Below are 11525 nucleotides of genomic sequence, written 5' to 3'. Positions count from 1 at the left end.
GGGGCATTTGCTGCCTTTTCGCGCGACTGCCTGCCGCGGCCAGCACCGGGCGTTCAGCGCCGTGCGGTCAGGTCCGCCGAGACGAGCTTCGCGGTAGCCACGATTTCCCGGGTCACGGCGGCCAGATACGCTTCCGGGTCCGGCTGGGCCGCCACCGATTGGGCCTGGAGGGACACGTTCACCGCGGCCACCACTTTGGTTGGCCCGTCGTACACGGGAGCGGCAACGGACATCAGCCCGATCTCAAGCTCCTGGTCCAGCAGGCACCAGCCTTGGGCCCGGACCGTGTCCAGCACCGCCAACAGCTCGGGGACTGTGCCCAGCGCGTGCGGCGTCAGCGGTTTGATCTCGGCCGCAGCCAGGTAGTCCTTGAGTCCGGCGGGCGGCAGGGCCGCGAGCAGCACCCTGCCCATGGACGTAGCGTAAGCCGGGAAGCGGGTGCCCACGGTGATGCCGACGTTCATGATGCGGCGCGTGGTCACCCTTGCGATGTAGGCGATGTCCGTACCGTCCAGCACCGCCGCCGACGTGGATTCGCCCAGCTTGAGGGACAGTTCCTCCAGGTGGGGCTGGGCCAGCTGCGGCAGGGACAGACCGCTGAGGTAGGCGTAGCCGAGCTGCAGGACCTTGGCCGTCAGCGCAAACGTCTTGCCGTCGGTCCGTACGTAGTCCAGCTCCACGAGGGTGTGCAGGAAGCGCCTGGCTGTGGCTCTTGTCAGGTCCGTCCGTGCCGCCACCTCGGTGAGGGTCATGACCGGGTGGTCGGTATCAAAGGCGCGGATCACGGCCAGCCCGCGCGCCAGCGACTGCACGTAGTGGTCACTCGCATGCGGGGCGGCCCGTGAGTCTGCAGGTGCGTTGGTCATGGTTACCAATCCTATTCGGCGCGAACTGGCAGATAATCCCCTCAAATCACGGGTTTGAGGGGATTATCTGCCTGTTCGCGCCGTGGGTGGGGGGTTAGTTTCGACAGGCTCAACCAACGACGGCGGCGGCTGACTTGAGCGGGACGGCTACCAGGTCCTGGAGTTCCTCGAAGGTACAGCCGAACGTCTCACGGACAGTGACGCCGTCGGGCCCGGTGAGGAAGACGGCCTTGTCCGTGTACACGCGCGTCACGCAGCCGACGCCGGTGAGCGGGTACGTGCACGCCTCCACGATCTTCGACGCACCCTCGCGGGTCAGGAGCGTCATCATCACAAACACGTCCTTGGCGCCGGTGGCGAGGTCCATCGCGCCGCCCACAGCGGGGATGGCGTCAGGGGCGCCGGTGTGCCAGTTGGCGAGGTCGCCGGTTGCCGAGACCTGGAACGCGCCGAGCACGCAGATGTCCAGGTGGCCGCCGCGCATGATCGCGAACGAGTCCGCGTGGTGGAAGTAGGAGGCCCCCGGCAGCTCCGTGACCGGGATCTTGCCGGCGTTGATGAGGTCGCCGTCGATGTCGTCCCCTTCAGCCGCTGGGCCCATGCCCAGCATGCCGTTCTCCGTGTGGAGCGTGATGTTCTGCTCCGGCTTGAGGTAGTTGGAGACCAGGGTGGGCTGGCCGATGCCGAGGTTCACGAACGAGCCGGGCGCGATGTCGCGGGCCACGAGTTCGGCGAGCTGGTCGCGGCCCAGGGGCCTCTCGGACGTCTGAATACTGGCCTGGCTGTTGGTCTGTGCGCTCATGTTCAGGCCACCTTCACGATGCTGTTGACGTAGATGCCGGGGGTCACGACGTTTTCGGGATCGAGCCCGCCGGTGGGGACAATCTCGGACACCTGGACCACCGTGTGCTGCGCGGCAGCAGCCATAATGGGGCCGAAGTTCCGCGCGGTCTTGCGGTAAACAAGGTTCCCCACGCCGTCGGCCTTCAGCGCCTTGATCAGCGCCACGTCTGCGTGGATGGGGGTTTCAAAAACCTGGCCGCGGCCGTCGATGATGCGGGTTTCCTTGCCCTCGGCCAGCATGGTGCCGTAGCCGGTGGGCGTGAAGAAGCCGCCGATGCCGGCACCGGCGGCGCGGATCCGCTCGGCCAGGTTGCCCTGCGGCACGAGCTCCAGCTCGATCTCGCCAGCGTGGTATTTGGCGTCGAAGTGCCAGGAATCGGACTGCCGCGGGAAGGAGCAGATCATCTTCTTCACCCGGCCTTCCTTGATCAGCAGCGCCAGGCCCTGGTCGCCCTGGCCGGCGTTGTTGTTCACCACGGTCAGGTCCTTGGCGCCGCAGTCCATCAGCGCGTCGATGAGTTCGAACGGTTGGCCGGCGTTGCCGAACCCGCCGATCATCACGGTGGAGCCGTCCTTGATGCCGGACACGGCCTCGTTTACGGAATCAACAAATGTCAGCATTTCCTATGCCTTTCCTGTGCTGGTGCCGGTCCCGGCCGTTACGTTTTCGAGCACTACGGCGAGGCCCTGGCCCACTCCGATGCAGATGGCGGCGACGCCCCAGCGCTCACCGGAAGCCTGCAGGGACCGGGCAAGGGTGCCCAGGATCCGGGTGCCGGACGCGCCCAGGGGGTGCCCCATGGCGAGCGCGCCGCCGTGGCGGTTCACGATCGAAGGATCGATGCCCCAGGCGTTGACGCACGCCAGGGACTGTGCGGCGAATGCTTCGTTGAGTTCGACGGCGCCTACCTGGTCCCAGCCGATGCCTGCCTTCGCGAGGGCCTTGTTCGCGGCCTCCACCGGGGCGTAGCCGAAGAACTGCGGATCGTTGCCGTGCGCGCCGCGGCCGGCGATGCGGGCCAGCGGTTCCAGTCCGAGCAGCCCGGCGGCCGCTTCACTGCCGATCCAGGCCGCGGAGGCGCCGTCGGACAGCGGGGACGCGTTCCCGGCGGTGACGGTGCCGTTCTCGGTGCGGAAAACGGTCTTCAGCCCCGCGAGCTTCTGGGCTGAGGAGCCGGCGCGGATGCCTTCGTCACGGACCAGGTCGGTGCCCGGCACCGGGGCCACGAGGTTGTCGTAGAAACCCTCATCCCAGGCAGCGGCGGAGAGGTTGTGGGAGTTCGCGGCGAACTCGTCCTGGGCCTCGCGGGTCACGCCGTACTTCTCGCGGAGCCGCTCGGTGGCCTCGCCCAGGGAGATGGTCCACTCCTGGGGCATGGCCGTGTTCACCAGGCGCCAGCCCAGCGTGGTGGACGCCAGGGTCATGTCCCCGGCGGGGTAGGGCTTCTCGGTTTTGGGCAGGACCCAGGGAGCCCGGGACATGGACTCGGCGCCGCCCACCAGCATGAGCTCGGCGTCGCCGGCGTTGATCTGGCGGGAGGCGATGATCGCGGCGTCGAGGGAAGAGCCGCAGAGCCGGTTCACCGTGGTGCCCGGGATCGACACCGGCAGCCCGGCCAGCAGTGTGCCCATCCGGGCGATGTTGCGGTTCTCCTCGCCGGCGCCGTTGGCGTTGCCGAAGACAACCTCGTCGATCCGCTCGGGATCGAGGCCCGGAGCCCGCTTCACGGACTCGGTGATCACGTGCGCGGCAAGGTCATCCGGGCGGACCGCCGCGAGCCCCGAGCCGAACTTACCGAAAGGCGTGCGAACGGCGTCGTACACAAAAGCCTGGTTCATGAGTTGGTGTCCATTTCCTTAAAAACTTGCTGTGCGGTCTTGAAAGCTGTGTTCGCGGAGGGAACGCCGCAGTAGATCGCGGTCTGCAGCAGGATTTCCTTGATTTCGTCCCTGCTCAGGCCGTTGGTGAGGGCCGCGCGGATATGCATGGCCAGCTCGTCCCAGTGCCCGTGCGCCACCATCGCGGTGATGGTCACGGCCGAGCGCATCTGCCGTGAGATGCCCGGCCGGGTCCAGATGCCACCCCACGCGATCCGCGTGATCATGTCCTGGAAATCCTCGGTGAACCCGTCCTTGTTGGCGTTGGCCCGGTCCACATGCGCGGCGCCCAGCACCTCGCGGCGGACCACCATGCCGCCGTCGTAAATCTCCTGGCTGGTGGCATCGGGCTGGACGACGCCGTTCCGTTCTCCCCCGTTCGGGGCTGCGCCGCTCACTTGGCTGCCCTGCGGGATTCGCTCCAGGTGATGAGGGTCCGCAGCAGTTCGGCGACGTGGGCGGGGGCCTCGGCGGGGGCCAGGTGCGCCACTCCCTCGAGCGTCACAGCATTCGCCGTACCGCCGCCGGCGGTAATCCCGTCAACGGTTTCCTGGGCCATCGACGGCGGCGCAACAGTGTCCGCCGCGCCGGCCACCGCCTGGGTGGGGACGCTGATGCTGCCGAGTTCGGCACGGACGTCGAAGCCTGCCAGGGCTTCGCAGCAGAAGGCGTAGCTGAAGCGGTCGGTGTCGCGAAGGGAGTGCAGGAGCCTGCTGCTCCGCTCGGGCTCACGGTCCATAAATCCCGGCGCGAACCAGCGCTGCGCGGAACCCTGGATCATCACGGGAGTGCCCTGGGTGCGCACGGTTTCGGCGCGTTCCAACCAGGCTTCGGGGGTGCCGATCTTGGCGCCGGTGCACTGGATGGACAGGCTCTTGAGGCGATCGCCGTGCTTGATGCCCAGCTGGAGGCCGGTGGCGCCGCCCAGCGAAACCCCGGCGTAGTGGAAGCCGGCGCCGGGGGCGATGGTGTCCACCAGGTCCACCACGGCGTCCGCGAGGTCGGCCACGTCAAAGCTTTCGGTGGCTGCCGGTGAGACGCCGTGGCCGGGCAGGTCCCAGGCCACCACGTCGTAGTCGGTGCCGAGCAGTGTTGCCGCCTCGGTCCACAGGAGGGTGGACGTGCCCAGGGACGGTCCGGCGACGAGCAGGGGCCTGTCCCCCAGTGGGCGCTGGGGCGAAAGCAGCACTGCCTTCAGGGTCGGTTTAGCCACGGTTGGCTCCGTTCGCGTCGTTGTGTGCTGAATTAGTGACTGCTGAAGAATCCGATGCGACAAGCGCAAAGTCCGGAAACGCGGCGAGGATGCGCCGGGAGATCTCGGCGGCCTGGCCCAGGTAGCCGGCCGGGTCCAGGAGTTCCGCCAGCTGCCCATCGGAAAGCGTCTCCGCCGGGACGGCCTCGCGGAGCAGCCGCCGGTAGGTGGCGCCCTGATCGGCGGTGGGCGTCTGGAGCGTCCCGTCCACCACGGCCTGCAGCTGCTCCTTGCCATTGCGGCCATCCTGTTCGGCCAGCAGCGGGGCCACTGCGGCGCCCACCCCTTCGGCCAGGAGCAGCGGCCCGGCAACGTCCAGGTTGCGGCGCATGGCGTCGGGGAAAACCTGCAGGCCTTCGGCAAGCTCCCGGAGCTGTCCGGCCACGCCGAGTGCCAGGCGGAGAAGCTGGCGCAGGGCCGGCCATTCCGTGTGCCAGGCGGCGTCCGGGCGTTCGTCGTTGAAGTTGGCCGCGGCCAGGTGCAGCTGGGCCACCAGCTGCGGTGACTGGAGGGCGGCGCTGCGGATGAGGACCGACAATACCGGGTTCTGCTTCTGCGGCATGGCCGAGGAGACGCCCCGGCCGGCGGCGCGCGGTTCGGCGAGTTCGGCCACTTCAGGCCGGCTCAGGAACAGGACGTCCGCGGCGATTTTGCCCGCTGCGTCCAGCACCGAGGCCAGCGAATTGCCGAGCGCCGTGACGGCCAACCGGTTGGTGTGCCAGGGTGCCGGTGCTGCGGCCAGGCCCAGTTGCCGGGCCAGTGAGTCGGCCAGGTCAAAGGGGCTGGTGGCCGAGCCTGCGGTCAGCACGGTCCCGGCGGCCAACGTTCCGGCCGCCCCGCCGAACTGCACCGGGAACTGCACGTTGCCCAGCTGCCGGCCTGCGGCGGCCAACCCGTGGAACCACTGCGCTGCCCGCAGCCCAAACGTAAAAGGCAGGGAATGCTGGGTCAGGCTCCTACCCACGCCCAGCGTGTCCGCATGCTGTTCCGCCAACGTGGCGAGCGCCGCCGTCGTGCATTTCAGATCCGCCAGCACCGCCTCAACGGTGTTGCGCGCGAGCAGCATCAGGGCCGTGTCCAGCACGTCCTGGCTGGTCAGCGTGGTGTGGACCGCCTTCAAGGCACCCACACGGCCGGCATCGAGCGCGGTGACATGCTTGCGCAGGTCTGCCAGCAGCGGAATGACGGGGTTGCCGCCGCCCTGGGCCCGGAGCGCGATGTCTGCTGCGTCGAAGCGTCCCGCCTCGGCGGCGGAGGCCACGACGGCGGCGGAACCGGCAGGCGCCAGGCCCGCCTTCTCCAGCACGGCGGCCCAGCCGGACTCAACAGCGAGGATCGCCGCCAGCACGGCGCGGTCACCGGTCAGCGCCGTCACCAGGGGCGACGCCGAGACAGGACTCAGCAGGCCGACGTCACCGTCGGCCGCGCTTCCGAAGTGGCCGGTACCGTCCATGCCGGCAGCGTCCGTCACTGGAAGTCCAGGAAGACTGTTTCGCCCTCGCCCTGCAGGCGGATGTCCCAGGTGAGTCCGCCGTCGGGATCGCGGCGGGCAATGAGCGTCTGGCGGCGCTCCGGGTCCAGGGAGCTCAGCAGCGGGTCCTTGGCGAGGGCTTCCCCGTTCTCCGGCAGGTACACGCGGGTGAAAAGTCGGTTCATCAGGCCGCGGGCAAACACGGCCACTGAAATAAACGGCGCGGCCACTGGTTTTCCGGGGACCTGCTCGGTGGGGCCCGGGTTCACGGTGGTGAAAGTGTAGACGCCGGAGTGGCCCACGGAAGCGCGGCCCCAGCCGGTGAAGGTGTAGCCGTCGCGGACCAGGGAACCGGTCTGCTGCACGATCCTGCCGTCGGCGTCGGGCTGCCAGATCTCCAGGATGGCGTCCGGGATGGTTTCCCCGGCGCCGTCATACACGGTGCCCTGAAGGCGGATGGAGCCGGGCGATCCGGGCGCCAGGAGTTCGTTGTCCTTCACGAACGGCAGGGCGTAGCCATAGAACGGGCCGACGGTCTGGCCGGGGGTGGGAACAAGCTGGGTGGGTGTGTTCACGTTATTCCTCGTCTCCTGCTGCGCCGAGCGCCTCGTTTTCGGTCCAGGTCCGCTTCGAGCCGGTCAGGACAATGTCCCAGTTGTAGCCCAGCGCCCACTCCGGCTCAGTGAGATTGTGGTCGTAGCTGGCCACGAGCCGGTCGCGGGCGTCCTGGTCCACGATGGACTGGTAGATGGGGTCCAGCGGGAACAGTTGGTCGCCGGGGAAGTACATCTGCGTGACGATCCGCTGGGTGAACTCGGTGCCGAACATGGAGAAGTGGATGTGGGCCGGCCGCCAGGCGTTGACGTGGTTCTTCCACGGGTAGGCGCCGGGCTTGATGGTGGTGAACCGGTACGAGCCGTCGGGGCCGGTGATGCAGCGGCCCACGCCGGTGAAGTTGGGGTCCAGCGGCGCCGGGTGCTGGTCACGCTTGTGGATGTAGCGGCCGGACGCGTTGGCCTGCCAGATCTCCACGAGCTGCCCGGCCACCGGGCGGCCGTCGCCGTCCAGGACCTTGCCGGCCACGATGATCCGCTCGCCCTGGGGTTCGCCGTTGTGCTGGATGGTCAGGTCAGCTTCCAGGGCGTGCACGTCCTGGTGGCCGAACGCCGGCGAGTACAGCTCGATGGTTTCCGGGTCCGCGTGGTGCAGGCTTTTGGTGGGGTGCCGCAGGATGCTGCTGCGGTAGGGCGCGTAGTCCAGCCGGGGCTGCGTTTCGGCCGGGGCGCCGTCCTTGAGCGCCCGCGCGTAGGCATCGCCCATGGCGTTGATCTCTGCACTGAGATCCTGCTGTGTCTCCACTGCGGCCTCCTTTTCTCTGGTTGTTGCTGCTAGGTGGTTGTTGCTGCTGAGTGGTTGTCTTACCGGTGCTGCAGGTGGTCGTACTGGACGGCGTGCCGCACAGGGGCGTTGGGGGCGCCGTAGCCGTCGTAGGCGCCGCGGCGTTCCACCATTTCGAAGAACACACTGCCCACGGTGGCCGTGTAGAAGTGGAGGAATTCGCCGTCGGCGTCCCGGTCGTACAGCAGGTTCAGCTCCTGCAGCGTGGCCAGGAAGTCCGGTGCCAGCCCGAAGCGTGCGTCCAGGTCCACGTAGTAGTTCGCCGGGATCTGCAGGAACTCCAGGCCGCGGGCCCTGCAGTCCCTGGCGGTGGCTACCAGGTCATCCACCGCGAAGGCGATGTGTTCCTGGTAGGTCTTGCGCTGCTGGTTCAGCGGCGCCAGGTTCAGCACCAGCCGCACGGCGCGGTCCCCGGTGGCCATGACCTGCGAACGGACCAGGCCGGTGGGGCTGGGCACCTCAGCGAACGGCTGGGGCTCCAACGCCAGGGCGCTCGTGTAGAAGAGGACGGCCTCGTCGAAATGCTGCCACGGCTGCGCCAGGTTGACGTGGTCGATCACAGCGGTGGGGCCGGCGGTGGGATTTTCCAGTCCCTCTCCGAATTCACCGGTCCACGCTGCGGTGCCGTCGGAAGTGCCCTGGCACAGGAAGATCTCGGTGGAGTCCGGGGCGGCGAAGCCCTGGAACACCTCCTCGTTGGCCTGGCTCTTGCGCGGGACCGCGGGGGCCCTCAGCTGCTGGGCGCGGGCGGCGGCAATCACCGGGGAGGCGACGTCGAACCCCAGTGCGGCGATGGCGGGCGACGCATCCCCCGCTGCGCCGTCCCCGTCTGCCGGTGCGGCCTCGTTGATGATCACCCGGGCGTGGCCCATGCTCCAGAGCTGCACGTCCTTGGTGCGGTGTCGGCCGTTGAACTCGAAGCCCAGCTGGCCCAGGACCGTTTCCAGCCCCTGGGTGTCCGCGGCCCTGACCTCGGCGAAGTTGTAGCCCGCCGGTTCGGCCACCTGCGGGAGCGTGGCCAGTTCCATGGGATAACGACGGCGGCCAGGGGCCTGGGTGCCAGCAGCGCCGGTGCCCGTCCCGGCGTCGGAAGCAGCGTCCAGCCATTTGGCGCTCTGTTCCTCCAGCCAGATGAGCGAGCGCATGGCGTCGACGGCGGTGCGTTCCACGTCCGACTGGCGGAAGACGTCGTTGAAGATCTCCAGCGACACCGGACCGCTGTACCCGGCCCGGACCACGTGGCCCATGAACTTGGCGAGCTCGAACTGGCCCTCGCCCGGGAAGACCCGGTAGTGCCGGCTCCAGGAGAGGACATCCATGGAGAGCTTGGGGGCGTCCGCCACCTGGACGAAGAAAATCTTGTCCGGGTTGAAGGCCTCGATGGGGGCGGTGTCCCAGTTGCGGGACAGGATGTGGAAGGAATCCAGGCAGGTGCCCAGGTTGGGGTGGTCCACGGCTTCCACCAGCTTGTGGGCGTGCTCGTAGTCGCTGACGTACTTGCCCCAGGCCAGGGCCTCGTAGGCAACCCTGACGCCGTGGTCCCCCGCCAGGGCGGCCAGCTGGCCGAGCTGTTCCACCCGGAGGTCGTCGCTGTCGATGCTGGCGGTGGCCACGTTGGAGCAGAGCAGGATGGTGTCCATGCCCAGCCGCGCCATGAGTTTGAATTTGGCTTCGGCGCGCCGGAGGTTAGCGGCCAGGAGGTCGTCGGACACGCTGTCGAAGTCGCGGAACGGCTGGTAAAGATCCAGCGTGAGGCCAAGGTCGGCCGCCATCTTACGGACGTCCTCGGGCGTGAGCGGCGACGTGACCAGGTCCGGTTCGAAGATTTCAATGCCGTCAAAGCCCGCGATGGCGCAGGCCTGCATCTTTTCCTTCAGGGTGCCGGAGAGGCATACCGTGGCGATTCCGGTGCGCATCAGGCTGCCACCCCTTCCTTGGCCACGAGCGCCAGGAAATGGCTGCGCATGCGCTCCGCGTTGGCTTCCAGTCCCGTGAAAATCCGGAACGAGTCAGCCGCCTGGCCCACGGCCATGCGGCCGCCATCCAGGACCTCGCAGCCCTTGGCGCGGGCACCCAGGACCAGTTCCGTTTCGATGGGCCGGTAGACGATGTCCGCCACCCAGTGCCGGGATTCCAGCAGGTCCAGGTCCAGCGGGACGCCCGGGTGGGCGGCCATGCCGACGGGCGTGCAGTGCACCAGACCGTCGGCCAGGGGCATCAGCTGCGGCAGCTCCGCCGTCGTACGCGCCGTGACGGTGCTGCCCGGGAAGAAGCCGGCCAGCTCTGCGGCGCGTGCCGCGCAGCGGGCGGGGTCCACGTCCACCAGGTCCAGCGCCTTCACGCCGGCAGTGAGCAGGGCATAGGCGACGGCGGAACCGGCACCTCCTGCACCCAGCTGGACGACGCGGTCCAGCCGGGCACCCGGGAGGCCGGAGGCGAGCGCGGCGGCGAAGCCGGAGAAGTCGGTGTTGTGCCCGATGAAACGGCCGTCCTCGATGACCACCGTGTTGACGGCGCCGAGCCTGAGGGCATCCGGCGAGACCTCGTCCAGGTGCGCCAGGACAAGCTGCTTGCACGGATGGGTGATATTCAGGCCATTGAAGCCCAAGCTGCGGGCGCTCTTGAGCAGGTCCCCCACGGCTTCGCCGGAGAGTCCGAGCTCCAGCAGGTCGATGGGGCGGTAGAGGTAGCGCAGGCCCTGCATATCGCCTTCGCGTTCGTGCATGGGGGGAGTGAGTGACGGCATAACGCCGTCGCCGACCAGTCCCACAAGGTAGGACTCAGTTCGATTGCTCATCCGGGCAGCTCCTTTGATACGGAACCCGGCGGGCGGTGGCGCTCAAGGCGTCCGCGGCGGGTCGGGTGATAGGGATTACAGTACAACACTTGTTCACTTCTCGCACGCTTGTTCTACATACGAACATTTCAAGGCTTTTTACCGTTGTGGCAAGCGCGCAGCCAGTTCTGCCGCGGCTTCCTGCAGCAGGGGCACATGGGCCAGCAGGGCTTCCATGCTGAGGCGGAACACGGGAACGGCGGTGGCCAGGGAGGCGAACGCGTGGCCCTGTGAATTAAGCAGCGGCACAGCCACGGCGCGCATGCCGTTCTCGTTCTCCTCGTCCATCACGGCATATCCCTGCCGGTGGACCTTCTCGATCTCCGCACGGAACGCGGCCCGGTCTGTGATGGTGCGTTCGGTGAGGGGTTCCAGTTCGAGCTCTTCAAGCAGCGCCGCACGCTCCGAATCCTCGGCAAAAGCCACCAGCGCCTTGCCCACGGCCGTCGCGTGCAGGGCGCCCAGATGCCCGGGATCGCTGGTGACCCGGAAGGTCTGCGGGCCGTCCACCTTGTTGACCGTGAGGTGGTGGTGGCCGTCGCGGACACTGAGGATGGTGGCCTCCCCCGTCCGCTCGGTCACGCGGCGCAGGACCGGCAGCGCCGTGCCGGCAAATCCGTGATGGTTGGAGACGCGCTGGCCGAGCTGGAAGATTCGAAGGCCCAGGTGGTAGCGGCGGCCGTCCGGCTCATAGTCCACAAACCCGTCCCGCGTCAGGGATCCCAGCAGGCGGTAGGTGGTGCTGAAGGGGAGGTCGGCGCGCCGCGAGATCTCCGCGGCGCTGGCGCCGCGCGGCTCGTCGCCCAGGAGGACCAGCAGGCCCAGGGCCTTGCCCACCATGTCCGTACGGTCAGCTTTGGGCGCCCTGGGCTCAGCGGCAAGGTCGTCGGGCACTGTGGTTTGATTCACACTCATACGTCGATGTTGCCACATCGTGGGAACTATTTCTAGATGGTGATTATTTTCTTGACAAGTGACTGT

At 68.0% G+C, this 11525-nt stretch carries 12 protein-coding genes; all 12 read right to left on the bottom strand.

All coding sequences use genetic code 11. The annotated features are described in order from the left end of the window. Window positions 1–53: 53 nt before the first annotated feature. The 12 genes from MUN23_RS09125 to MUN23_RS09070 all read right to left on the bottom strand — a co-directional run bounded on the left by MUN23_RS09125 (window position 54) and on the right by MUN23_RS09070 (window position 11459). Window positions 54–866 (bottom strand): IclR family transcriptional regulator C-terminal domain-containing protein, encoded by an 813-nt coding sequence (locus tag MUN23_RS09125; RefSeq protein WP_248763495.1) that lies wholly within the window; start codon window positions 864–866, stop codon window positions 54–56. A 109-nt stretch (window positions 867–975) separates the two neighbouring features. Beyond that, window positions 976–1668 (bottom strand): 3-oxoacid CoA-transferase subunit B, encoded by a 693-nt coding sequence (locus MUN23_RS09120; protein WP_248763494.1) that lies wholly within the window; start codon window positions 1666–1668, stop codon window positions 976–978. 2 nt (window positions 1669–1670) lie between these two features. Then, window positions 1671–2330, bottom strand: a complete 660-nt coding sequence (locus MUN23_RS09115) for a 3-oxoacid CoA-transferase subunit A (protein WP_248763493.1) — start codon at window positions 2328–2330, stop codon at window positions 1671–1673. Window positions 2331–2333: 3 nt separating this feature from the next. After that, complete coding sequence (locus MUN23_RS09110) at window positions 2334–3548, bottom strand: thiolase family protein (RefSeq protein ID WP_248763492.1); 1215 nt, start codon at window positions 3546–3548, stop codon at window positions 2334–2336. After that, the gene (gene pcaC, locus MUN23_RS09105) at window positions 3545–3985 is read right to left on the bottom strand and encodes a 4-carboxymuconolactone decarboxylase (protein ID WP_248763491.1); all 441 of its coding nucleotides are present in this window, start codon (window positions 3983–3985) and stop codon (window positions 3545–3547) included. Before pcaC ends, MUN23_RS09110 begins: the two co-directional genes overlap by 4 nt. Next, window positions 3982–4800 (bottom strand): alpha/beta fold hydrolase, encoded by an 819-nt coding sequence (locus MUN23_RS09100; protein WP_248763490.1) that lies wholly within the window; start codon window positions 4798–4800, stop codon window positions 3982–3984. Before MUN23_RS09100 ends, pcaC begins: the two co-directional genes overlap by 4 nt. Then, entirely contained in the window at window positions 4793–6292 is a 1500-nt protein-coding gene (locus tag MUN23_RS09095) for a lyase family protein (RefSeq protein WP_248764037.1), read from the bottom strand. Before MUN23_RS09095 ends, MUN23_RS09100 begins: the two co-directional genes overlap by 8 nt. A gap of 14 nt (window positions 6293–6306) precedes the next feature. After that, the gene (gene pcaG, locus MUN23_RS09090) at window positions 6307–6885 is read right to left on the bottom strand and encodes a protocatechuate 3,4-dioxygenase subunit alpha (protein WP_248763489.1); all 579 of its coding nucleotides are present in this window, start codon (window positions 6883–6885) and stop codon (window positions 6307–6309) included. Window position 6886: 1 nt separating this feature from the next. Further along, window positions 6887–7669: a protocatechuate 3,4-dioxygenase subunit beta gene (gene pcaH / locus MUN23_RS09085; protein WP_248763488.1), complete on the bottom strand. Its 783-nt coding sequence runs from the start codon at window positions 7667–7669 to the stop codon at window positions 6887–6889. A gap of 59 nt (window positions 7670–7728) precedes the next feature. Further along, a complete protein-coding gene (locus MUN23_RS09080) occupies window positions 7729–9624 on the bottom strand; it encodes a sugar phosphate isomerase/epimerase and 4-hydroxyphenylpyruvate domain-containing protein (protein WP_248763487.1) in 1896 nt (631 codons plus the stop codon). After that, complete coding sequence (locus MUN23_RS09075) at window positions 9624–10505, bottom strand: shikimate dehydrogenase (protein ID WP_248763486.1); 882 nt, start codon at window positions 10503–10505, stop codon at window positions 9624–9626. Before MUN23_RS09075 ends, MUN23_RS09080 begins: the two co-directional genes overlap by 1 nt. A gap of 138 nt (window positions 10506–10643) precedes the next feature. After that, a complete protein-coding gene (locus tag MUN23_RS09070) occupies window positions 10644–11459 on the bottom strand; it encodes an IclR family transcriptional regulator (protein ID WP_248763485.1) in 816 nt (271 codons plus the stop codon). Window positions 11460–11525 lie beyond the last annotated feature (66 nt).

Origin of the sequence: Pseudarthrobacter sp. SSS035, from assembly GCF_023273875.1 — a bacterium.
Classification (GTDB): Bacteria; Actinomycetota; Actinomycetes; order Actinomycetales; family Micrococcaceae; genus Arthrobacter.
This window is presented reverse-complemented; position numbering and strand designations above follow the sequence as displayed.